Origin of the sequence: Paenibacillus sp. FSL H7-0737 (genome assembly GCF_000758545.1) — a bacterium.
Taxonomy (GTDB): domain Bacteria; phylum Bacillota; class Bacilli; order Paenibacillales; family Paenibacillaceae; genus Paenibacillus_AQ.
The window spans coordinates 1829759-1854262 of the sequence record NZ_CP009279.1 but is presented as its reverse complement, the minus strand read 5'-3'; the positions used below and the strand labels follow the sequence as shown (position 1 = coordinate 1854262).

The 24504-nt window shown below is 44.9% G+C and carries 23 protein-coding genes and 1 riboswitch; of the genes, 3 read left to right on the top strand and 20 right to left on the bottom strand.

Annotated elements, in window-relative coordinates; genetic code table 11:
- Positions 1–23: 23 nt before the first annotated feature.
- Complete coding sequence (metA, locus tag H70737_RS08030) at positions 24–944, bottom strand: homoserine O-acetyltransferase MetA (RefSeq protein WP_042186211.1); 921 nt, start codon at positions 942–944, stop codon at positions 24–26.
- Positions 945–1057: 113 nt separating this feature from the next.
- Positions 1058–1188, bottom strand: a riboswitch (SAM riboswitch).
- Between the two features lie 398 nt (positions 1189–1586).
- On the opposite strand from metA, the gene corA reads away from it, so the two are divergent.
- Positions 1587–2522: a magnesium/cobalt transporter CorA gene (gene corA, locus H70737_RS08025; RefSeq protein ID WP_042125638.1), complete on the top strand. Its 936-nt coding sequence runs from the start codon at positions 1587–1589 to the stop codon at positions 2520–2522.
- Between the two features lie 82 nt (positions 2523–2604).
- Here the strand turns inward: corA and H70737_RS08020 are convergent, their stop codons facing one another.
- The 8 genes from H70737_RS08020 to H70737_RS07985 all read right to left on the bottom strand — a co-directional run bounded on the left by H70737_RS08020 (position 2605) and on the right by H70737_RS07985 (position 11759).
- Positions 2605–3621, bottom strand: coding sequence for an HRDC domain-containing protein (locus tag H70737_RS08020; RefSeq protein ID WP_042193503.1), 1017 nt, complete (start codon positions 3619–3621; stop codon positions 2605–2607).
- 211 nt (positions 3622–3832) lie between these two features.
- Positions 3833–4714, bottom strand: coding sequence for an ROK family protein (locus H70737_RS08015; protein WP_042186209.1), 882 nt, complete (start codon positions 4712–4714; stop codon positions 3833–3835).
- A gap of 264 nt (positions 4715–4978) precedes the next feature.
- Positions 4979–5905 (bottom strand): 5'-3' exonuclease, encoded by a 927-nt coding sequence (locus H70737_RS08010; RefSeq protein WP_042186207.1) that lies wholly within the window; start codon positions 5903–5905, stop codon positions 4979–4981.
- A 210-nt stretch (positions 5906–6115) separates the two neighbouring features.
- Positions 6116–7498 (bottom strand): glucosidase family protein, encoded by a 1383-nt coding sequence (locus H70737_RS08005; RefSeq protein ID WP_042186205.1) that lies wholly within the window; start codon positions 7496–7498, stop codon positions 6116–6118.
- A 25-nt stretch (positions 7499–7523) separates the two neighbouring features.
- Positions 7524–8375 carry a carbohydrate ABC transporter permease gene (locus H70737_RS08000; RefSeq protein ID WP_042186202.1) on the bottom strand — a complete coding sequence of 284 codons (852 nt, stop codon included), beginning with the start codon at positions 8373–8375 and terminating at the stop codon, positions 7524–7526.
- On the bottom strand, positions 8353–9411 hold the full coding sequence (locus tag H70737_RS07995; protein WP_081951064.1) for a carbohydrate ABC transporter permease: 1059 nt from the start codon (positions 9409–9411) through the stop codon (positions 8353–8355). The genes H70737_RS08000 and H70737_RS07995 overlap by 23 nt, the downstream gene beginning before the upstream one ends.
- Positions 9412–9423: 12 nt before the next feature.
- A complete protein-coding gene (locus tag H70737_RS07990; RefSeq protein WP_081951063.1) occupies positions 9424–10689 on the bottom strand; it encodes an ABC transporter substrate-binding protein in 1266 nt (421 codons plus the stop codon).
- Positions 10690–10709: 20 nt separating this feature from the next.
- On the bottom strand, positions 10710–11759 hold the full coding sequence (locus H70737_RS07985) for a LacI family DNA-binding transcriptional regulator (RefSeq protein WP_042186198.1): 1050 nt from the start codon (positions 11757–11759) through the stop codon (positions 10710–10712).
- Positions 11760–12075: 316 nt separating this feature from the next.
- Between H70737_RS07985 and H70737_RS07980 the strand changes: the two genes are divergently transcribed.
- A complete protein-coding gene (locus H70737_RS07980; protein WP_052404206.1) occupies positions 12076–13860 on the top strand; it encodes a glycoside hydrolase family 36 protein in 1785 nt (594 codons plus the stop codon).
- A 95-nt stretch (positions 13861–13955) separates the two neighbouring features.
- On the opposite strand, the gene H70737_RS07975 is transcribed toward H70737_RS07980, so the two are convergent.
- From H70737_RS07975 to H70737_RS07940, 8 genes are all read right to left on the bottom strand, one after another.
- Positions 13956–14330, bottom strand: a complete 375-nt coding sequence (locus H70737_RS07975; RefSeq protein ID WP_042186196.1) for an arsenate reductase family protein — start codon at positions 14328–14330, stop codon at positions 13956–13958.
- Between the two features lie 181 nt (positions 14331–14511).
- Positions 14512–15501 (bottom strand): RluA family pseudouridine synthase, encoded by a 990-nt coding sequence (locus H70737_RS07970; protein ID WP_042186193.1) that lies wholly within the window; start codon positions 15499–15501, stop codon positions 14512–14514.
- 1 nt (position 15502) lies between these two features.
- On the bottom strand, positions 15503–16069 hold the full coding sequence (locus tag H70737_RS07965) for a cob(I)yrinic acid a,c-diamide adenosyltransferase (RefSeq protein ID WP_042186191.1): 567 nt from the start codon (positions 16067–16069) through the stop codon (positions 15503–15505).
- A 159-nt stretch (positions 16070–16228) separates the two neighbouring features.
- A complete protein-coding gene (locus tag H70737_RS07960; RefSeq protein WP_052404481.1) occupies positions 16229–16417 on the bottom strand; it encodes an aspartyl-phosphate phosphatase Spo0E family protein in 189 nt (62 codons plus the stop codon).
- A 250-nt stretch (positions 16418–16667) separates the two neighbouring features.
- On the bottom strand, positions 16668–17888 hold the full coding sequence (locus H70737_RS07955; protein WP_042186187.1) for an aminotransferase class I/II-fold pyridoxal phosphate-dependent enzyme: 1221 nt from the start codon (positions 17886–17888) through the stop codon (positions 16668–16670).
- Between the two features lie 13 nt (positions 17889–17901).
- On the bottom strand, positions 17902–18402 hold the full coding sequence (locus H70737_RS07950; protein WP_042125589.1) for an Lrp/AsnC family transcriptional regulator: 501 nt from the start codon (positions 18400–18402) through the stop codon (positions 17902–17904).
- 260 nt (positions 18403–18662) lie between these two features.
- A complete protein-coding gene (locus H70737_RS07945) occupies positions 18663–19052 on the bottom strand; it encodes a spore coat protein (RefSeq protein ID WP_042186183.1) in 390 nt (129 codons plus the stop codon).
- Positions 19053–19082: 30 nt separating this feature from the next.
- Positions 19083–19316, bottom strand: coding sequence for a spore coat protein (locus H70737_RS07940; protein WP_042186181.1), 234 nt, complete (start codon positions 19314–19316; stop codon positions 19083–19085).
- Positions 19317–19493: 177 nt separating this feature from the next.
- On the opposite strand from H70737_RS07940, the gene H70737_RS07935 reads away from it, so the two are divergent.
- Positions 19494–20717 (top strand): NAD(P)/FAD-dependent oxidoreductase, encoded by a 1224-nt coding sequence (locus H70737_RS07935; protein ID WP_042186179.1) that lies wholly within the window; start codon positions 19494–19496, stop codon positions 20715–20717.
- Between the two features lie 91 nt (positions 20718–20808).
- On the opposite strand, the gene H70737_RS07930 is transcribed toward H70737_RS07935, so the two are convergent.
- From H70737_RS07930 to H70737_RS07920, 3 genes are all read right to left on the bottom strand, one after another.
- Positions 20809–21351 carry a hypothetical protein gene (locus tag H70737_RS07930; RefSeq protein WP_052404205.1) on the bottom strand — a complete coding sequence of 181 codons (543 nt, stop codon included), beginning with the start codon at positions 21349–21351 and terminating at the stop codon, positions 20809–20811.
- A gap of 214 nt (positions 21352–21565) precedes the next feature.
- On the bottom strand, positions 21566–21985 hold the full coding sequence (locus H70737_RS07925) for a DUF350 domain-containing protein (protein WP_042125581.1): 420 nt from the start codon (positions 21983–21985) through the stop codon (positions 21566–21568).
- 31 nt (positions 21986–22016) lie between these two features.
- The gene (locus tag H70737_RS07920; RefSeq protein WP_042186176.1) at positions 22017–24383 is read right to left on the bottom strand and encodes an endonuclease MutS2; all 2367 of its coding nucleotides are present in this window, start codon (positions 24381–24383) and stop codon (positions 22017–22019) included.
- Positions 24384–24504: the final 121 nt, after the last annotated feature.

The window sequence follows — 24504 nt, the reverse complement described above, 5'->3', positions numbered from 1 at the left end:
TAATTTATATTGTAGCGCTATTATTAGTAAACAATCGGGTCGATATCATAAGGCGTTTCTTGATATACATAGTAATTGAGCCAGTTAGAGAATAATAAATTAGCATGCGCACGCCACACTGCTGGAGGTGTACGTTCTGGATCATCTTTAGGGAAGTAATGTTTCGGCAAAGCCATCTCCATCCCTCTAGACACATCACGGTCATATTCCCATTTCAAGGATAGAGGATCGTATTCGGAATGTCCGGTCACAAATATTTGTTTACCGTCGTTTGTAGCCACTAGATACATACCAGCTTCTTCGGATTCCGCCAGAATCTGCAGATCTGGATTATTCTCAATATCTTCACGGGAGACATCGGTATGACGAGAGTGTGGTACATGGAATACCTCGTCAAAGCCGCGCAACAGTTTAATGTTATTTTGATTAATCGTATGAGGGAAGACGCCAAAACATTTCTCAGGCAATGCCACTTTACGAACACCAAAATGATGATATAAGCCTGCCTGTGCCGCCCAACAAATATGCATGGTTGAAGTCACATTGTCCTTGCTCCATTCAAAAATCTCTTTCAGTTCTTCCCAATACGATACTTCCTCGAACTCCATTTGTTCTACAGGAGCACCTGTAACGATTAAACCATCCAAACGGCGGTGGCTGATCTCGTCAAAGGTTTTGTAAAAGCTCTTCAAATGTTCAGCAGAAGTATTCTTGGAAATATGGGAACGCGGATGCAATAAAGTAACATCAACTTGTAGTGGCGAATTTCCAATTAAACGCAGCAATTGAGTCTCTGTCGTCTCTTTAGTCGGCATGAGGTTCAGAATAGCAATCCGTAGTGGACGGATATCCTGATGGAAAGCCTGACTTTCGTCCATCACAAAAATATTTTCTCCGGATAGTACTTCTTTCGCCGGTAAACTGTCGGGAATTTTAATTGGCATTGTCTTTCCACTCCTTAGCTGAATTTAGTTATTTTGCCGCACTGCGGCTTGCTGAACATAAAAAGACCTTCCTCGGAAATCGAGAAAGGTCATATCTACAGTCATATGCGCCTCTCTCATCTGCCAGAATGTTCCTGAAAACGATTAGACGTCTGCAGAAATTCCGCAAGAATTAGCACCGTGCGTTTACACGCCGGTTGCCGGGTTTCATAGGGCTAGTCCCTCCACCTGCTCTTGATAAGATTTAGCTGTATTCAATTAAATTACTTTAAAATTCACTTTAAATCATGAACCTCCTTTTCGTCAAGTCCATACAATGCTGAAGAAGCCTCAAAATCACAATAAATTTGCTTGAAAGAGGCATACTCCGTTGTTATACTAGACAAGTATTTCATACCTGAACGAAAAGAAGAGGTGAGAAGAAGGATGGAAGGCGACCCGAGCTCGCAAATATGTGTACAGAATGAGCAACCACACAGGATAATCATCAGCTTGCCGGCGGCGGGAGCAGTTCTTCTTCATGCCCTCGAAACGTCATTTGGCCCTATGTATTGATTGTACCGCCGGCCAAGCTGATTTTTTTCTCTGTGCTTAATTTAGCAGTCCCTAGTGAAGACCTGGGGATAGGAGGAGTGAAATCAGATGAAAATCCGGCTGGTAAATGCAGGGGTTTTTACACCTATTGATGAAATTGATGAAACACTAACACCCCCAACGGAAGGGTTCTATTGGATTGACGCCGATGTTGAGGATTTGGAGCTGCTTCAGCCCTTGTTCAACCTACATGATCTTGCTGTTGAGGATTGCCTTAGCGAAGAGGATCAGCGTCCAAAGATCGAAATATACGAAAGTCACTACTTTATAGTTGTAAATAGCATCCGCTTTGACGATGAAGAAATTTTCCTACGGGCGCTCAATGTATTCCTTGGAAGACATTACATCATCACTGTCACGAAACAAAAGATCAATGAACTACGAATCCTGAAGCCTATGCTCTGGGAGCAAGAAGTAAGTGAACCGGATATGTTCCTTTACTTGCTAATTGACCTTGTCGTTGATAACTATTTCTCCGTCGGCGACCGAATTGAAGCTCGGATTGAGAAGCTGGAAGAAGATATCCTCATGCATACCAAGAAGTCACATCTCAGTGAAATTATCGGTCTGCGAAGTGAAATTCTATGGTTGAAGAAAATGCTGGGGCCACAAAAAGAAGTGATCAATACCCTAAATAAAAAAGACCTCCGTCTGATTGATGATCAGCTGCAGAAATATTTTAGCGACATTTATGAAAATGCGGTTAAAATATCTGAAACCTTTGAGACGTATCGCGATCTCATGGGCAACTTACGAGAGGCATACCAATCCAGTATCGCCAACCGCGCGAATGAAATTATGAGAGTATTTACTGCGATTACAACAATATTCATGCCCCTGACCGTAATTACCGGAATCTACGGTATGAACTTTGATCATATGCCCGAGCTTCATACGAAATATGGCTATTATGGCGTTATAGGCGTTATGTTGACGTTAGGCTGTGGGATGCTGTATGTTTTCCGCAAGAAGGAATGGCTATGAAACGAACCGGACGAATAAGCAAGACGAAGGACCTGTAACCGTAAGGTATAAGGAAGCCTTCGTCTTTTTGGTATGCGCAAATTTAAAAACTGGTCGCTATGCCCACTTTATGCGTTTGCTCTCGACGGAAACGGATGCGGATCAATCGCAGACGCTCATAATAAATATCCAATCCTTCAGCAGCGGAAAAGTCGTCACCATACACCTTATGTAACACCGGTTTTAGGAAGAGATCCCCGAGCTCCACATAGGCATTCCATATCGCATCCTGCTCATTCTGCGGCATATTGCCAAGCTCTACATGGATTAGCTTCTCGACGGAATAACCTTCTCTTTCTAGCTCCTCTACCGCTTCTATAAGTTCACGCCGGTTCACTCCACTATTCACCTTAAGCTGTTCCAAGCCCAACCCATTCTCGATCCCCTGCAGCAAAATCCTCCGCAAGCGCAGTCGTTCTAGCTGCTTCTTATATTTGACTTCTTTCTGTTTATAAAGCCAAGAGACGAAAGACTCCTCTTCAATTACTTCATGCACCCAATTTAGAGGGAAAGCATGTTCCCTTGCCACCGCAGTAGTTATAACCAGCCAATCAGCCCCAAACTGCGCTATCTTGCCTTCTCCAACACCCGGAATTTGCATCAGTTCCTCTGGCGTATGCGGTAGAAATGTACTTAACAAGCGCAACAGACGATTACTGGCGAGAATATAGGGCGCCTTCCGTTCACTCGAAGCCTTACCACGGCGCCAAGCACATAACTCTTCATAAATGGCTTCATTGCCATAATGTTCGCTGTAATATTGAAGCTTCAGCTGTTCCTGATTACGCCCAGTAAGACTATCCTCCTCGTGGAATATCCCATCGATTAAGGGTCGATAGCCATCTCCCATCTTCACTGCTAGCTCATGCCTGTATACACAGAGCATCTCATTCCATGAACCACCTTCATACCACAAATTCTCAATGTAATTCTCCCCACCTGAAAAATCACGCCAGCCCAAACTCCAGATCCCCTCTTCCTCTCCAATCCACAGCTGGGCGTACACCTCTTGATCCACTCCAGATATTCTGGATAAACGGTTCATAAACACAATTTGCATATTCATCCCTACCTTTCTCAACATTACAGCAAGCACAATAACCTTCCGGGAAGAGCCTCCTTCGGAGCGAACAAATCCTTTTTCAATCCGACCCCGAACGCAAAAAAGCACCTCTCTCACGATAAACGCGAAAGAGGTGCTCCCTCATTAAATGCTATACTGTTAGATCCTAGAATACCATATATTACCGAACAGTCAATGTCTTTTTATACTAGCTTCTAGCTAGAGCTAATGTAGCCAATCCAATCGCTCCAGCAAGCCCTGCATTGTCTCCAAGACCTGGTGAGACAACATAATTATCGATGTCAATATTAAGCGATGGATGCTGAACATATCCGCTCAATAACTCTTGCAGCTTAGTGCGAATTAACGGGAACAGGTGGCTTTGCTTCATAACACCACCGCCCATTACGATTTTTTGAGGAGACAGAATCAGCACATAGTTCATGAGTGCATGTGCAAGATAGTGAGCTTCCATTTCCCAAGCCGGATGGTCCACTGGTAGCTCTCCTGCCGGTTGTCCCCAGCGTTTGCCGATCCCCGGACCTGCGGCTAATCCTTCAAGACAATCGCCATGATAAGGACAGTAACCCTCAAACGTATCCTCTGGATGTCTACGAACTAGAATATGTCCCATCTCAGGATGTGACAATCCATGGACCATCTGGCCGCCAACAACCGCTCCTGCTCCAATGCCTGTCCCAACCGTAATATAAAGACAGCTGTCCAAACCTTTAGCCGCTCCCCATTTACTTTCCGCAAGCGCTGCACCATTCACATCCGTGTCAAAGCCGATCGGAACGTTAAATTGCTCAGCCATTGTGCCTACCAGATTATATTGTCCCCAGTGAGGTTTTGGTGTCGTTGTTATGTAACCATAAGTAGGGCTGTCCAGTACGGGATCAATCGGTCCAAAAGATCCGATTCCGAATGCTTCTACATTCTTCTCTTTAAAATAGTCTATTACTAGTCCCATCGTTTCTTCCGGTGTTGTTGTCGGAAAGCTAACTCGGTCAACAATGGTACCGTCCTCATAACCAATCCCACATACAAACTTTGTTCCGCCTGCTTCAATCGCTCCCAATAGCTTCACAGCAATTCTCTCCCTTTCTCTAGTTAGAAGTTGAAACGCTACCCATACACAAATGAATAATATCATTAAAAAAAGCAATCACCAGCCCTAATTATACGTCGAATGAAGCGCTATCACAACAAGTATAAACGCCTTTTGCGTCCTTATAAGGACGCAAAAGGCGTTTAAGAGAGAAAGATAAGGATAATGTATAGCTTGAAACTTATACGTTCTTATAGTTTAACAAAACACCCTCCATGCATCTTTGCATGAAGGGTGTCTTCTTTAACCCAAATCGCCTAACTCAATCTGTACAATTCCTCGTTCGTCCTGCACCTCAGCAATCAAATGCATCAAGCTGCCGAACTCTAGCTCCTGAAATTTGCGTGCAGCTGTTTCCCGTTGTAGTTGCCACAAGGCTTCCGTCAGCTCGCAAACCACCGGCACATCGCATCGAATTTCCGCTAACTCTCGCGATAAATGCAGCATATCCAGATCTGCTTCGATTTTGGTACGCACACCTTTAGGGAGCAAATGCAAATTCTCAATTACACCTTCAACTGTTCCGTATTCGGTCAGCAGTTTCAGCGCAGTCTTCTCACCAATCCCTTTTACGCCGGGATAATTATCACTGGTATCGCCCATAAAGCCTTTCAGGTCAATCACCTGTCTAGGCGTTAGACCCTTTTCCTCCAGCAATTCTGCAAGGTCATACACTTTATAGTTAGAGCGTCCCTTTTTCATAATGACGACCTTAACATTCTCATCAATGAGCTGAAGCATATCATGGTCACCCGTCAAAATATATACCTCAGAGTTTTCACTGTAACAAGAAGCCAGCGTACCAATGCAATCATCCGCTTCATAGCCTGCAAGTCCAATATTCGGCACCCCAAGCTCAGCTACTACATCTTTTACTAGATCGAACTGTGGAATCAGCTCTAACGGGGCTTCAATCCGATTCGATTTGTATCCATCGTATTTCTCGGTGCGGAACGTTCCTTTGCCCATATCCCAGCAGCATACGACGTGAGAAGGCTCAAATGTGCTTACCGCATCGAAAAAATACTGCAAAAAACCATACACCGCATTCGTCGGCAATCCAGCTTTTGTCTTGCGAATATATCCTCCATAAGAGGTCGCATAAAAGGCCCGGAACAGCAGAGCCATTCCATCTACAAGCATTACACGGCCCGTTGTTTCTGCTCTCATGTATAAACCTCTCCCTTAATCGTTCATTGTATTGTTATTAAGCGCTTGTCCATGTTATTGCACAAAGAGTATTCTATCAGAAAATACTTGATCTGATAAGGGATCATATAGTTACACATATGGGAGCTTATTCTTATCCCTTGAAATTAATATAAAAGACCACGCTCTCAAAATGAGAAGCATGGCCTTTTGTTGTTTAGCTAGATACGATTATTGCACAGCGGACACACGGTGTGTCTCACCTTCAGCTACTTCAAGTGTAATAAAGCTAATTAGTCCTCTACCATCAGTTGATTCCTGCTTTGCTGTGATGGCAGTGCCGTTATGGTATAACTTACTAACATTTCCAGGGAAGGCCGCTTTCCAGACAAAAGGCTCTCCAGATTGCAACGTAATTGCACTTTCTGTGTTGCCATTGTGTTTAACCGTGAGAGTACGGTCGAGAATTGGGATCTCCCCCATCTCCGCCCATTCCAGAGAATGTGCAAGGGCAGGCAGTGTGCTGATTAAAGATGCTCCATTCGCCGCAATTCCCATCAATCCGGTAGCTATGGAACCAATCACGCAATAAGACACTTCTGGGTAATCCCGGCGATCTAGAGTAGGGTCAACCAGCTCCTTCAACTCGTTGAAGGCCTCCTCTTTCTCTCCATACCGATAGAAAATATCCGGCAGATAGGTTTTCCCCTCGACATTGGCTACACGATTGACTTTGACATCCTCCAGCGCCATACGCAGTTTTTCCTGATTACTGATCGAACCGTAATAGAGTGGAAGAAAGTTGCCCTCAGCATGGTAGTCCGTTACGAAGGACCGGTCTTGCAGCATCGCACCGTAGAAACGATCTTTTGCTTCATTCCACCAGTCTTTCTCGTAAAGCTGTTCCAGTTCTTTCGCCTTGTCGGCATACTGCTTCGCTTCTCCAGCTTGGCCTCTAAGACTAGCGAGATGGGCAAACGCTCGGTATCCAGAAATCTGTGCGCCGATCATATCACCGCCGAGCAGCGGATGAAGTCCAGCTTCATTGAAAGTCGCCAAACCTCTTCGGCCATACTCCGGATAATACTCCAATAGACCATCGCCATCTTTATCCCAAGTCTTCGTATATTCATTTAATGTTAATTCGAAGAATTCCAGCAGCTTGCTATCGTTTAAATAATAGTTATCGCCCGTCCATTGGTATTGTCGCCAGCTTGTGTCGATAATATCGAAGTTTGCAGGGAGATTGTACCAGAAGTCCTGGTCATTATCATAATCAACTGGGGCAGGCACATTGTCCTTAGTGATCTCCCAGTATGTACACCAGTCCCGCGATTCCGCAATGTTCTCAGCAAAACGCATGATCATATTCTTAGTATGAAGTCGAAGCCCCAGTACAGCAGCTCCATTGCTATGATGCATAACATCACGAATGCAAAAAGCTTCACGTTCAGGCAATGCTGCCTCATACCATAGCCCAACGTCATCTTCACCAAAATGGGCATATGCTAGTGCCTGCTGTTTGGCCCAGACAAAACCTTCGTTCAACTCTTTGTCAGAGGATTGGAAAGTTACTGCACCTGCTTTAGACTTTATTTCATTCAGATGAGTCATCTCAAAGTCACTCCTGTTATTCTGTTTAGCTTTCCTTAGAACCCGAGAAGGTCAGACCCTCCATAAATGCCTTTTGCGATGTAAAGAACAATAGTATACATGGCAGAGTTATTACGACTGCTGCAGCCATCAACAAATTGGTATCTGTGGCATAGGTGCCTTGAAATCCAGCGAGTCCGAGCGTGAGCGTCTTCCATTTATCGCTGTTAATATAAATCAGCGGCCCCATGAAGTTGTTCCAGGATCCCATGAAGACCATGACGCCAACAGCCATCAAAGCCGGTTTGGACAGCGGGAGGAAGATCGTCCGCCAAATTTTAAAGTAACCGCATCCGTCGATGATTGCCGCTTCCTCAAGCCCAACAGGCAACCGGGAATAAAACTGGCGCAATAAGAAAATATAGAATGCTGAGCCAAAGAAAGCCGGAACGATCAATGGATAAAGTGTATCGAGCATGCCCAGCTTTTTGAACAAAATGAACTGTGGGATCATCGTTACTTCACCGGGTAGCAGCATGGTTGAGAGGACGAGTACGAATAGGAATCCGCTTCCTCTAACCTTTAACCGAGCAAACGCGTAGCCGACAAGCGAACAGGACAGCACCGTACCTATAATGGGCAGAACGGTTGTAATCAAGGTATTAAGCAAATATTGCGGGAATGGAAAGGCGGTGAGTGCCTTGGCATAGTTGGCCCAACGCCAGTGCTCCGGCCAAATACTCATCCCCGAAACTGCAAGCTCCTCTAGACTTCGCAATGAGGCAGAGACCATCCAAACAAATGGATACAGGAACGCAACGCTCCCGATCAGCAGCAGAAGATAGGCCAGCCAGTGCCAGTTTTTCTTAGCAGAATTACGCTCTTTTTTGACGGACACGACGCTTCCTCCCTCCGGTTTGCTCTGTTTCGTAGTACACCCATAAAGCACTGCTGCGGAATACAATCGCGGTGAACACTAGGATAATTACAAAGAGTACCCAGGCCAGCGCAGAACCGTAGCCCATTTTGAACCACATAAAGGCATTTTGATATAGGTAATAAGCATAGAACAGCAATGAATTATCTGGCCCTCCGTTGATCATGAAACCTTGGGTAAACGTCTGGAAGGCGCCTATCATACTTGTGACTGTATTGAAGAAAAGGATAGGCGAGATCTGAGGCAGAGTAACATGCCATATTTTTCTCGCGGCAGTGGCACCATCGATTTCGGCCGCTTCATATAAACTTTGCGGAATGTCTGACAAGCCGGCCAGATAAATGATCATATTACCGCCAACGGTCCAAAGGCTCATAATAATTACCGCAGGCATCGACCAATCCGGACTGGAGAACCAACCAGGACCTTCAATGCCAACCAAACGCAGCAGCGAGTTCACGAGACCGACATTCGGATTAAAGATCCAGATGAACAGTACCATTTGTGCAACACCCTGCACCAGTGTAGGGAGATAATAGATCGTACGGAAAATATAAATACCGCGAAGCTTCAGATTCATCAGGATTGCAATAGCAAACGACAAAATGACCTGCAGCGGAACACTTACCAATGTGTAATAAAAAGTAACGGACAACGATTTATAGAAAAGTGTGTCTTTGAACAGCATCCGGTAATTGTCCAGCCCCGTCCACTGCGGATCACTGACCACTTCCCATTTATTGAAGCTGATATAGAACGAGAAGATCATCGGGCCTACCATAAACAATAGAAAACCGATAATCCAGACCGAAACGAACATATAAAAGCTAGCCGTTTTGGTATGCATAATCTTCTTCTTCACCAGCATTCTCATCAATACAAAAATAACAATGAAGACCAGCGCAATCACGGTCAGAAAAGGGAGAAGCGGCAGTAAATCTGCCGGCATCCCCATTCCTTCATAGAAATTGTAAATCCCTTCTATTATTCCATTCATAGTATTCTCCCGTTAGTTTTGTTGTAGGATCTTATTAATCTTCTCTGCTACCTGCGGGAATACTTCCTTAACATCCTTTTGACCAATTCCGATCGGGGTCGTATCGTCGATAGCTTTCATCTCGTTACCGATCTCATTCGTACGCTTCTGAGCTTCCTGTGCATGCTGCTTCTCCGCAGCAAGAACGAAGGCATTCAGATTCTTATCCGGATAAATGGCTTCAAATGCACTAGTAGCACTGCTCAGAACAGGAATTCCATAGGCATTTTTGTTGCCGCCAATAATTTTTTGAGTTTCTTCATTCTGTGTCAGGTGATTAATGAAAATCTTAGCCGCTTCCGCGTTCTTGCTGTCTTTGCTAAGTGCCAGACCGTTGACTTCCTTAGAACCGCCACCTCCAGGGAACGGTACTAGATCCCATTTAAAGCTTTCTACTTCAGCCATCTGCGGTAGGTACCAAGGACCAAAGTCGGTGAACATACCGATTCTGCCGCCAAGATACCAGTTCATCATGTTCTGACCTTGTTTTTCTGTATCATTCGGTACAATACCCTCTTGCTTGGAAGCAACCATATACTCAGCGGCTTTAATGGCTTCAGGCTCACCCAATGCTGATTGGGTCAGATCATCACTATAGAATTGCCCACCGAACGAATAGATCCAGTTGCCCAGGTATAGCGGTTCAGAACCAAAAACCTTGGTAGCTCCCTCACCAGATGTTAGCTTCTTGGCGATATCATTGAACTCATCAGTCGTCATTGGCTCCGTTTTGCTCGGAAGCGGAATGTCATTCTTCTCAAAAAGGTCCACATTAATTGCCATAACCTTAGGCTTAATAATGAAAGGCGCCGCGTAGGCTTTGCCATCTACACTCATGGAATCAAGCAGTGTAGGTGAGCTGAAGACGGATCCATCCACTTCTAATTCTTGGAAAGCGTTTGCAAAACCAGGTAAATCCCCTCCGGAGATCAGCATCACATCCGGTGCAGTCCCCCCGGCAATCATCGTCTGTAATTTCGTCAGATAATCCTTTTGAATCCATTGACTTTCTACTTGAATATCTGGATAAGTCTTCTTAAAGTTATCTATCGCTTGCTTAATGGCGTCAGCCTCTGACTGGGCCCCCCAATAAGCAAACGTAATTTTCCCTTTAGGAGTCCCACTGTTACCGCCAGAGTTTGAGGAGCTTTGGGCTGTGTTTCCTCCGTTACCGGAGCAAGCGGATAAAGCAATTACAACAAGCAGAGATAAAACAATCAAAGACCATTTTTTCATCATGTTGTCCCCCTTTTGAATGTTTAACTACCTTCAGATGAATGGGTTTCTGCACCGCAGCTGCTTCTGATGATCAGTTTAGATGGAAGTACAATCTTTAACGGTACTTCTCTACCACCGATACGTTCCAGCAGCATCTTTACCGCGCTCTGACCCATCTGTTCTGTATAGATTTTCACCGTCGTTAACGGCGGATTGGCATAGGCGGCCATTTCAATATCATCGATACCGACGATGGCTACATCTTTGGGAACCTTTAAGCCCGCTTCCTTCAGCGCCCTTCCGGCTGCGATAGCCATCGGGTCCGAACCGATCAAAAAGGCCTCCGGCAAGTTTTGCTTCTCAATTGCATCCTTCATGAGCTGATATCCAGTGGACATAGAAAAGTTATTGCCGATGTGGACATGTTCAGGCATGTACAAATTCTTTTGCTTCATATAAGCTTCAAAGCTACTTTGCCGCTGATCCAATGAATCTGTACCGGAATTGGAGCCAAAACGATTAATGAAATCACGCGAGCTAATTAGACCGATCCTCGTATATCCAAGTCCAAGAAGATGATCTAATGCTGTTCGAGTTACTTTATCGAAGTCGTTAACAACGGAATCAAAGCGATTCTCATCCGGTGAGTAGTCCACAAAGACGACATTCTGTATCCGACTAAAAAATAAATTATAAGGATCAAACTCGAATTTCCCAATCACAATAAGTCCATCTAAACCTGACAGGCTTTCATAGGATTCATGGTTTACCCAGCGGATAGTACGAGTAATATGCAGGCCAAGCTGATTGAACTCTTTCTCGATTTGCAGTCTGATGGATAAATAATAGGGGTCCTCTGATTCAAATTGCTCCGAACAAAAGGTTACCAACCCAATTTTATAATCTTTCAGATGTGCCGCATGAGTTACTGGACGTCGCTGACTCCCTTTATATTGCAGTTGTTCCGCAGCGGACAGAATCTTTCTCCTTGTTTCCTCCAATACCGATAACGAAGGATCTCCGTTCAGCACCCGGGAAACAGTAGATGCAGATACCCCTGCCAGACTTGCGATATCACGAATAGTTGCCAAAACTAATCACCTTTTCACTTCATATTTGGGAAACACCCCTCACAATCATTTTATAGTTTAGCCAATCATTTGCCAATCTAAATTATATTTGTTTACTAAACATCAGTGAACTTATGCGTGTTTCTAATATAACAGGGATTATTTTGTTTGACAATACTTATATTTAATCGCTTTCATCATTTATTTTCGCTATTAATGAAGCTTTTATCAGATAATAATTTAGATTATATATTCTTGTTTACTATACGTTTCGTAAATATTATACTCATAACGAATGGTAAACAGTAAATATCTATTTTTTGAACTAGGAGGCATTATGAAAACTTTAATCAACAACGACTGTCCCCATGTAACTCTTATTAGCGACAACCCTTTCTTTGAGAGCACTAACACTGTTGAGACCATCGAGGAGAATCTTTTTCTGATTCATATCCGGTTAACAGCCTTGCAAAAAGATTATCCGCCCGTGTGCCGTATAGAGTGGTCTATTCCCGCAGTTGACATCCATTCCCTGTGGCATCCGGGAACGGACCGAAATAAAGCTTTTCAGGTAGATTGGGGCGATGGCTTCCAATCCAAAAGCACTTCTCTCGCGCCAGTAGCTTCCCTGTTCAACTTAAGCGGACAGAACCGCATGACCTTTGCTTTTAGTGATGCCTTGAACAATGTGTCCATTAAAGCCGGTATCCATGAAGAGGATTCCAGCTTCCTATGCTCTGTAACCCTGTTCGAAGAAGCCCTACCGAAGATGGACCATTATGAAGCTACACTTCGGATCGACCATAGAAATATTCCATACCATAAGGCGTTGGAGGATGTAACATTATGGTGGGAGACCTTACCCGGCTATAAACCGGCCGTAGTCCCTGATGTAGCCTTACGTCCTATGTACTCTACCTGGTATTCCTTCCACCAAGCGTTGAACGCCGCCGAATTAGAGGAGCAATGTAGACTTGCTAAGGAACTCGGCTGTGACAGCATTATCGTCGATGACGGCTGGCAAACAGACGACAACAATCGGGGTTACGCTTTTACTGGCGACTGGGAGGTTTATGATGGTAAGATTCCAGACATGAAATCGCATGTCGAAGCTGTTCATCGACTTGACATGAAATACATGCTTTGGTATTCCGTTCCGTTTGTAGGCAAATGCAGCAAGGTATGGGGTCAATTTGAGAATAAGCTGCTTCGCGTAGATGAAAAACTAAACGCCGGCGTGCTTGATCCTCGTTACCCAGATGTACGGGAGTATTTGATCCACACCTACGAACAGGCCGTTACAGGCTGGGATATCGACGGACTAAAGTTGGATTTCGTGGACAGCTTCAGACTCAGTCCAGATCAGAAGGAAGGAACTGCAGAGGGTAGGGATTACGAATCGGTGCCGGAAGCAGTTGACCGCTTGCTCTCCGATGTTATGGATCGATTAAAAGCCATCAAACCTGATATTCTGATTGAATTCCGCCAGACCTATATAGGCCCTCTGATGCGAAAATACGGCAACATGTTCCGAGCGAACGACTGCCCTAATGATTCTATTCAGAACAGAGTCCGTACACTTGACCTGCGTCTTCTGTCAGGAAATACAGCTGTTCATTCCGATATGATCATGTTTAACCCGAATGAACCTTTAGAGAGTGCGGCCATGCAATTGATCAACGTGATCTTCTCTGTTCCGCAAATCTCCCTGCGTCTTAATGACATCGGGGAGGATTATTTAGCTATGCTGCGTTTCTGGCTAGCTTTCAGCAGGGAGCATAGCGATGTTCTGCTCAGAGGAGCGTTATACCCACAGCAACCGGAGTTACTATATCCTTTAGTGACTGCACGAAAAGACGACATACAAATTATCGCTATCTATGCCGATGCTGTTGTTCCTATAGATCAGGATGCTTCCCAATTATTCATTGTGAACGGAACCTATAGCGAAAAGCTAGTCATCCGAAGCTCCCTTTCCCCTGCGTACTACAAGATACAGGTTAAAGATTGTTGCGGACAACTCATCAGCTTACAAACCCAGCAAATCAACAAAGGATTACTTGAAGTGCCAGTTCCTAAGGCGGGGATAATTAGCTTTACCCGAGTACCTAGCTCCCTGTAATTCCATCTATAATTCTTGTGTTTTTCAAATAGAGTATAACAAAAGGGATGCCACAACAGCCATGAAATGACTGTTGGGACATCCCCTTTACGGATTTATACTTTGGAAGTATTGGTCCAAGCTTCAGCATATTGATCTTCTTTAAAGCCTACCGTAACTTTAACGCCATCAGTGACAATCGGACGTTTATTTAGCATACCATGGCTTGCGAGCAGCTCAAGCTTCTCCTGCTCACTAAGCTGTGCCATTTTGTCCTTAAGACCCAATGCTTTATAGACTTCACCACTTGTATTAAAAAACTTTTTCAGCTCAAGTCCGCTATTGGCCAGCAATTCACGCAGCTCCTCAACGGTAGGCGGCTGTTCTGCGATGTTTTGAAGCTCTAGCTCATGACCTTGAGCTTGTAGCCATTTTACTGCACTGCGGCAGGTGCTGCATTTTGGATATTGATATACTTTTAGCTTGCTCATGTTGTTCTCCTTTAATGGTAGTGATGAGTGCGCTACGCTGGAAAATTATTCTTCCGATCGCTGTTATCCTCAGATTTCTTGATTTAGTCCGCTTGTTGCGGATGAAATCCGAGGATAAAGGCGAAACTCCGTTTCTCCAGAACCAATTCACCCTCTCCGCTTAACATCACTAAGATAATTTTTACCTCAAATTCGCTTTCGGGCCTTGCTCCAATACATTCTCCAAGGCCGCCATATCAGGCGGCAAAGGAGCTTCAAAAATCATTTCCTGCAGCAGCACCGGATGCTTGAACGTCAGACGCACCGCGTGCAGTGCTTGACGGGTTATAGAGGCATCTAGTGCTGTAACGGACTCCAACTGTTCACTTTGAGTTAAAGTCAATTCCGGTAGATTATACAGCTCATGACGATACATGCTGTCACCAATCAAAGGACAGCCGATAGAGGTCATATGGACCCGAATCTGATGAGTACGACCACTCTCCAGCTTCAGTTCAACTTTTGAACCTTGTGCGTATACGGTTTTAACCTCATACCGGGTCAGAGAAGGATAACCTTCCGGTGTCACGATACGCCGATGAGGCTCCTCAGGATCACGGTCAATAGGTCCGTCGATATCGCCGAAAGGCTCCACAGGAGCCCCATGAACAAATGCAGCATAACGTTTGTCCACTGTACCCGCAATCATCTGCTCAGAAATATGCTGATGGCTATACGGATTCTTGGCGATGACTAACACACCGGAGGTTTCCTGGTCCAGACGATGGACGGGTCGAAAGCGGAAACGTTCATTTTTTTGCGCCCAATAATGAACTACTCCGTTAGCCAGCGTATCAGTGTAATGTCCGTGTGTGGGATGCACGATGATCCCTGCTGCCTTGTTTACTACGAGCAGATGCTCATCTTCAAATAGAATTTCAAAGGGAATCGGCTGCGGTAAAATATCATCCGAAGTCTCTGTTTCCATGCGAATCTGTACAATATCGCCTGCCTTAACATGTACGCTGATATAAACACGCTCTCCATTTAATGTAATCCCTTGTTCTGTTTGCTTAAGGCGTGACAACAATTTACGTGAGACATCCATCCGTTTATGCAGGATCGTCTTCAGCAACCAGTCATCCTCTTCTGGCGGTATAATGTAAGTAATTGGTGAATAATAGCTAGTCATATTAGTCTCGGAACACCTTTTTACTGCGAATGTATTCTACATCAGTAATCCCTGCCCGTGTATTAGCCGTCCTAGCCAGTGCAAAGAAATAATCGGATAACCGGTTCAAATAAATAACCGCTTCCGGATTAATGTCTGCATTTCGTCCAAGTGTAACTGCCCGGCGTTCCGCCCGGCGGCAAACCGTACGGCACACATGTAGAACCGAAGCCAACGGACTGCCCCCAGGGAGGATGAATTTTTCTAGTGGTGGATTCTCTGCTTGAAGCTCATCAATCCAGCCCTCCAACCGTTTAGCCATCTCACTTGTTACCATATATTGACCACCATCACCTAGCTTAATAAAAGCCAGATCGGTTCCGCAATCGAATAGCTCATGCTGAATTTCCAGCAGCTGCTCGCGTACATCATCAAACTGATCGTCCTCCATCAGGCTCCTTGCCTGACCTACAAAGCAATTCAGTTCATCGATCGTTCCGTAGGCTTCAACTCGGACATCGTCCTTACCAACCCGGCCGCCAATCACTGAAGTTTGACCCGCATCACCCGTGCGTGTATAGATCACCATGGCTTACTCCTCCTATCCATTCTTCAAATCACATAATGCTAGTTTAAGCTTTCTTATATAAAAATGGCAAATGAAGAGTATAGTTAGCAACTGACATTTGGGCTTAAAGGAACAACAAAAAGAGGACCCTAGGGTCCTCTTCAACAGCATGTAGCGACGTTATTTTCCAACTGGACGCCCCTTCATGTATTCATTTATCTTGAGATCCAGTAAACTGCTAATTTCAATCACATTATCTGAAGTGAATGATTTTTCCTGCAAAAAAAGCTGCTCCATTTTGCTACGGAGTATTCTAATTTCATCTTCCAGAGAGAGTATGCGAGCAGAAGCATCACCCTTGGGGGACAGTTTCCCACTTCCAGAAAAACACTGCCCTCCATAGGAAGGTAAGTAATAATCGGCACTAAGCACAATCATCCCTCCTAAAAGTATTATTGAGCGCGTGCCACAAAATGTCATTAAAGTAATAAAAGCAACTTCAAAGCAACGCTTAATTCCAGAGTAAAATACGTCCTTGTTAGTTCTATTATAGGGGTTAATTACTCTCAAAGTAAAATAATACCATAGGATTATAGGATAGGCTATAGTCCAATTTTCTCTATTCCATTCTCTCTCGTTCCAGTTGTGTGACAAAAGCACCAATGCGTTCTATAGCTTCATTCAGTTGAGCTACTGATGTAGCATAGGAGCAGCGTAAGTAACCTTCACCACCTAAACCAAAGACACTTCCAGGTACAGCTGCCACCTTATATTCAAGCAATAATCGTTGTGCAAACTGATCAGATGTCAGTCCTGTCTTGCGCACGCTTGGAAAAGCATAAAATGCACCTTGTGGTTCATGGCACTCCAGTCCCGCATCACGCAAACCCTTAACAATCAGCCTCCGCCGTTGATTATAAGAATCGACCATTCGATCCTTCTCTTCCATCCCATTGGTCAGTGCCTCAAGTGCAGCCACCTGGCCCATAGAAGGAGCACACATCACAGTGTACTGGTGAATCTTAAGCATAGCGGAGATCAAATCAGGGTGACCACAAGCATAACCCATTCTCCATCCAGTCATGGCAAAAGCCTTGGAGAAACCGCTGACCAAAATCGTACGGTCCATCATACCTGGTAATGAGGCAAAGCTGACATGATTAATTCCATACGTTAATTCCGCATAGATCTCATCCGAAATTACAATAAGATCATGCTTCTCTACAACCTTGGCGATCGGCTCCCAATCCTCTCGGGTCATAACACTTCCCGTTGGGTTGCTCGGGTAGCACAGAATTAGAACTTTGGAGCGTGGAGTAATCTTCGCTTCCAAACTCTCTGCAGTAAGTTTAAAGTCATTCTCTCCGATGGTTTCGATACCTACAGGAATACCTCCACCAATTGCCGTTATCGGCGAATAAGAAATATAGCAAGGTTCTGGTATGAGGATCTCATCGCCCGGCGTGATCAAAGCGCGCAGAGCCAGATCGATAGCCTCACTTCCGCCGACCGTTGCTATAATTTGATTGGCAGGATCATACTCCACTGCAAAACGGGTGTGCAAATAGTTCGCAATACCCTCCCTTAGTTCAGGCATTCCTGCGTTGGATGTATAGCCTGTAAATCCTCTTTCCAGCGAATAGACACAAGCTTCTCTGACATGCCACGGGGTCTTAAAATCAGGTTCCCCGACTCCGAGTGATATGATATCCTTGCTGCCTGCAGCCAGATCAAAAAACTTACGAATACCCGAAGGCTGAATTTGCTGTACCAGCGGGGCCAAATAAGAATTCATTGATTTGCTGTCTTCTCCGGTTAGCTGCGTTTTGTTCGTGATCATATGATTACTTCCTTTATGGAGAGATCATCAGACGGTTGTCTTCCTCATGCTCCTCGAAGATGATCCCATCCTGTTTGTATTTTTTAAGGGTAAAATTCGTTTTAGTTGAGAGTACTGAATCAATTGGAGACAGCTTCTCGGATACAAAATTGGCCACTTCACGTAAGTTTCGGCCTTCCACTTCTACCAGAAGATCGTAAGCACCTGACATCAGATAAACGGATTTCACTTGTGGATACAGGTAGATTCTCTCGGCAATGCCTTCAAATCCGCGACCCCGTTCGGGTGTAATCTGTACCTCAATCAGCGCTGTCACTTTCTCGTCATCGACTTTATCCCAGTTTACAACGGCTGCATACTTAACAATTACATGGTCCTTCTCTAATTGCCCAATCGCCGTCTTTACGTCTTCTTCTTCCTCGCCAAGCAGCGTAGCTAAGAGTGCAGTAGATCTTCTCGCGTCCTCTTTAAGCAGTTCCAGCACTTTCCTCTTTAGTTCGTTCATTTCCTTCATGCCTTCCCTCCGGATAGTTCGCAAATGACGTTGCGCTATTCATGCGTCGCCCCGCGAAAAGAGTTTAATACTAATATGACATGAATTGAGCATCTCTGCAAACAAAATAACCCCATATGATGTCCGCATAGAAGACTGTGTTTACTCAGCTAATTGGATTTATATACAAAAAACACCCGTTTACACCGGAGCTTTCCGGAATAAACGGGCGTCAGCCTTAAGGTAATGAGGTAGGATGCTTCATCCCATAACCATCTTGGTTACATTAAATGAGACGGTTGATGTTGCCCATTCGAATGAAGATGAGCGTTCGCATTGTGAGCAAAGGATCCAGCTTGTCCGGTTTTTTGCTGAACAAATTGTCCGGCTTTTTGCTGCAATTGCTGTGCAGTTTGGAGCTGTTTGTCTACATCTTGGCGCAATGCTTTTGCAGGTGCAGGATACATATTCAGTTGGGACATCTGCGTATAAAGCTCGCCCTGAAGTCGAAGCGTGTTCATGGTCATGTCGTTAAACACCCGACGAACCGCTGGACATGCCGATTCCGTAGCAGCTGTCGCATACTCACGGACCGTCCGCTTCAAATCACACAAAATGGTGTTCATTAAATCCTCATCTGGCATAAATGCTGCTGGATTCTGTGCATTCATTTTATAACCTCCTTAAGATTAATAATGCAATTATTGTGGGCTTGTTGGTGCGTACTGTTGATGCTGCTGGAGTAACTGAGTGAGTGTATCCATGTGCTGCGTGTGATTTTGGATATGCTGCAAACAAACTTGTCGGACCTGCTCGTTCTGCGTTGTCGCGGCGGTAGCCGCACATTGCTTAAGGAGCAAGTCCTCATTAGAGATGGAGTCTGCGATATATTCCAATTCTTTTCCACTTAGTGCCTGCATTTGCATTGATTGCATGAGTTGTAGTCCCTCCTTGTAGTTGATCCAAACAGGCTTTAGTATACCGCCAAAGCACACCATTTATTTGCCCAACAGCACTAGAGAGTTATGACAGAAATAAGAACATGCTGCGAATGAGACGGTAAAATGCCGCCCATACTAAATAATGGAACAAATGAAGGAGCGATCATTTTCATGAGACTAAATAGCGGCACCCCACCTTGGAGAAGCACTTTACAAGACCCACCAACTTATCCTGCGCTAGAGGATACCATTCACTGTGATTGCTTGGTCGTAGGGGCTGGAATGGGTGGAGCAATGGCATCCTATCGCTTGTCTTTAAGCGGAGCTGAGGCTGTTCTGATCGAAAAAAGACGAGTCGGAAGCGGAAGCTCACATGCCAACACAGGTTTACTACAGATATCTAACGATAAATCGTTAACCTCATGTATGAACACTTTTGGAGAAAAGAACGGCTTGCTCTTTTATCAGTTATGCCAAGCAGGGGTTAGAAATATTTTGGATCTGCCAGCCAAGCTCGATATCGATCCCCAGATCATTCCTCGCAGCAGCCTTCTATATGCCAGTACACTAGAGGATGTACCTGCTCTGCGAGAAGAATATAAGAACCTCGTTGCTCACGGATTCGATTCTGATTTCTGGGAAGAGGATAAAATTGCTTCGGTGTATTCTTTTTCTAAACCTGCTGCACTTTATTCACGCAGTGATGCAGAAGCGAACCCTTTCCGGACAGTTCACAGCCTGATCGCCAAGGCAGCAATGAATGGTGTACACGTTTATGAGCAGACCGAGGCTAAACACTATGAGTTCACTGAAGATGGAGTAATTTGCCACACAGAGAACGGACGTATTATTGCGAAGAAGGTTATTTTTGCAATGGGTTATGAAACGCAGGAGTTTAAAAAAGACCGAGGCGCTGAGCTGATCAATACGTATGCAATGATGACCAAACCTCTGAAGGAATTCCCAAAGTGGCATGAGCGGAGTCTCCTCTGGGAAACCGCCCGACCGTATTTGTATTTTCGGACAACACCGGAGGGACGTATTATTGCAGGAGGTAAAGATGAACCATTGACGGATCCAAAGCGCCGTGATATCAGAGTGATTTCACAAAGTCAAAGGTTATTGGAAGAGCTGGAAGCTTTATTTCCTGAGATCAAAGGCATTGAGATAGAATACTCCTGGGGTGCTGTATTCGGCTCTACGCGTGATGGGCTTCCTTATATCGGACCTCATCCCAAGTTCCCTCATTGCTACTTCATCGAGGGTTATGGGGGCAATGGGACGGTGTACAGCATGATTGCTGCGGAGTTATTAACCGATACGATTGCGGGTAAACATCGGCCGGAGCTTGATCTATTCTCATTGACACGATCAGCCAAACCTTCTCCTTCTTAGAAAACGGACGTGAATAAGCAATATTGAGTTTTTAAAAAAAAGCTTAGTCCCCTTATGGTCAATAAGAGGACTAAGCTTTTTATGAGGATGCTTATGCTTTATCGGTACTCAGATTACGTACGAGCTGAATACGGTCTTCCTGCGCTAGACTGTGCTGTACATGGAAACAAGACGGGCACACATACACATTAAGGGAGAATGGAGATGTTAATACAGGTCCACCTAGTGTAGCCGGTGCAGATGGCTCGAAGCTGCTAACAAGCTGTTTACCAGCAAGGATAGTTAACTCATGGCATTGTGTACATTCCGGAGCTTCTTCCTGAATCGCTAAAATGCCCGATACACGCTCTTCATACTTATTCAAATCATAATCGTCACCGAATTGGTTGAGCGTGTTGTAAATAGGAACTACACTGTCTTTGTCGACGTCTCCCCAAAGATCATCATCATTAATAACCTCTTGTTTAGGTTCTTCTACAACTTCTTCTTCCTCTTCTTCAATGCCGTCTATCCCTACAGTAACTGTACGATATCCGTTAAGTTCATTGTTGCAGTGAGGACAATTTTCCTCGGGTCCGAATTCCTCGTCCCATACGATTTCGGTATGACACCAAGGGCACACAGTTGTTTCCATCTTAATAATCTCCTTCATACTTCACGTTTAAATTTAGTTCATCATTAAATAAATAATACCGGCTGCTATAAAAGCAATAGCTGACACAAACAGAACTCGGGTAAGAATCTTCATGATATCCTCCTAATACTCCACAAAGTGGAGCTGCTCATTTCAAAGCTTGTCCAGCTTCATCTGGAATCCTTTGTAGGGAGGTGCAAAACTTTCTATTTTTTTAAAATATAGCTGCACCGATCACATAAGACAACGAAACCGAGATCAGCATCGCTATTAGCCCAACAGCACGGTTATCTGCAGCGATCTCCTCATCAATAGAGAACACTGGGGTTAGGAATTCAAATAAAAAATAGGCAAGCAGCAGCAGCAAAAAACCGACGACCGACCACTTCATCGTCTCATAAATCGAAACACCTGATTCAATGCTGAAACGCAGTACGTTGCAAATTCCGAAGATTTTGCCACCAGTAGCCATGGCTACTGCTAAGTTCCCCTTGCGAATTTCTTCCCAGCAATTATATTTCGTTACCATTTCAAAAATAGACAGAAATACAACAAGCCCAAGAATTGCTACTGCAAAGTAGCCAAGCAAGGCACCTAGCGGATGACCCAGCAAAAGATCAATATCTCCTTGCACACTTTTCCCTTCTTTCTGCCGGGCAATCCCGCTATTGCAGCTCAGCCACGGTTACGCCTGCGCCGCCTTCATTATAATTTCCAAGCCTATAGCTCTTAACATGTCTGTGCTTACGCAAATATTCTTGAATTCCTGTGCGGAGCACACCTGTGCCTTTACCATGAATAATAGAAATTTGGCCCAGATTTCCTAAGAAGGCTTCATCAATAAAACGATCCGTCTCCATAATCGCTTCTTCCAAATTCGTACCTCGCAAATCCAGTTCTCTACGAATGTTCTCATCACGGGAGCGTTTAACGGTTGTCGCCTGCCGAAGGGGCGTTGGTACAGAGGCTGCTTTCGAAGAGAGCAGTTCCAAATCATCCAGGCTTACCTTCATCTTCATGATCCCAAACTGTACTATAGCCTCTTTAGAGCCGCTTAATTCCACTACAAAACCTTTTTGGTTTAAGCTATCTACTTTCACTTCATCACCAGGACCAATCGTCCGCGGAGTCTTAGCAGGCTTACGAGTAGCGGCTTTCTTACGCGGTGAAGGTTCGGCTTCATCTAGACGTCTCCGTGCTTCAATCAGCTTATGCTCTTTGACTGAAGCGCCTTCTTCCATAGCTAAGCGTCGTAAATCACTGATAATTTCCTCAGCTTCTTTACGCGCTTTCTCCAAGATTGCGCTGGCATCTTTCTCCGCTTTCTCCAGTCGTTTATCTCGCTGACTTTCCAGCTTCTCCAGCTCTTGCTGCTGTCTGCCGCGTAATTCCTCTACTTCGCGGCGGATACTCTCTGCTCGCTCATGTTCCTGTTCCGCTCCAAGTCGATTCTCTTCGAGAGAGGCAATCATATGCTCTACACGTAGATCCTCTTCCTTCACTTCGCCGCGTGCATGCTCCAGAATCGCACCTGGCAGACCTAATCGCTCTGCAATTGCAAAGGCGTTGCTTCGTCCAGGAACACCAATCAGCAAACGATAGGTAGGGCTGAGACTCTGGACATCGAATTCCATGCTGGCATTGATGACCCCTTTACGCTCATAAGCGTAAGCTTTCAATTCGCTATAATGCGTGGTAGCGACCATACGGCATTCAGTCCGGTGAATATGTTCCAGAATGGCAATCGCCAGTGCGGACCCTTCTGCAGGATCCGTTCCTGCACCCACTTCATCAAGCAGAATAAGACTCTTGGGAGTCATTCTACGCAGAATGGAAATAATATTCGTCATATGACTGGAGAATGTACTCAGACTCTGCTCAATGCTTTGTTCATCCCCGATATCTGCATAAATGGCATCAAACACACACATTTGACTGCCTTCTTCTGCAGGGATGAATAACCCAGACATCGACATGAGACTCAACAGTCCAATGGTCTTGAGTGTAACGGTTTTACCACCCGTATTCGGTCCGGTTACAATAATGGAGCTATATTGGTTGCCGAGCTCCACATCCAGAGGAACCACATGCTCCGCGGGAATAAGTGGATGGCGTCCTTTGCGCAGCTTCAAATACCCGCGATCGTTCATACGAGGCTGTGTAGCCTTCATATCTCGGGCAAGACGCGCCTTGGAGAAGATAAAGTCAAGCTCACCAAGAATATCGATATCATAAGTCATTTCTTCGGCTATATCAGCTACAAGCGCTGTCAACCTATGCAATATGATCTCGATCTCCCGTTCTTCACGCAGCCGTGTTTCACGCAGCTTATTATTCATCGCCACAATGGACTCAGGCTCGATAAATAAAGTGGCTCCTGATCCGGACTGATCATGTACAATCCCACCGAAATGCGCACGATACTCCGCTTTTACAGGAATAACAAACCGATCTCCACGAATGGTTACCAGCTGATCCTGCAGCATTTTAGCAACGGAAGAAGAACGAATCATGGAATCCAGCTTCTCACGAATTCGGGTCTCTCCTCCGCGCAATTCACGGCGAATCGTAGCTAATTCAGAGCTAGCTGTGTCAAGTACATCTGCGTTCTCGTCTATACATAAACGGATGGCATCTTCTACATGTTTTTGCTCCGATAAAACATCGCTGAGTGAAAATAGGAATTCAATCTTTTCCTCCTCATGCATAGCTGCCAGGAATCGTTTGACTCTTCGTGCGCCGCCAATGGTAGTTCCCACTGCCAACAGTTCAGTTGTTCCCAACATTCCACCTATAGAGGCACGTTTTAGTGCTGCTCGAATATCGCTTATCCCGCCGAATGAAGGAATACCCTTCAGACGATCTACATTAGCCGCTTCGTCCGTGGCTTGAAGTAGCTTCTTCACACCTTCAAAATCACCGGATGGTCTTAGTTGCTCTGCAGTCATTCGCCCCATTGAGGTTTGCGTATATTGCATTAATTTATTTAAAATCTTGCGATATTCAAGCGTATGCAAAATTTTGTCGTCCAATTACAGTCACAGCTCCCTTCATAGATGTTTCCATTATACAGAATTCAAGCCAATTTCGCTATTTGGTATCGGTTAAAGCATAAAAACAAGTATTAAGGTCACAATAAGAACTGCACATATC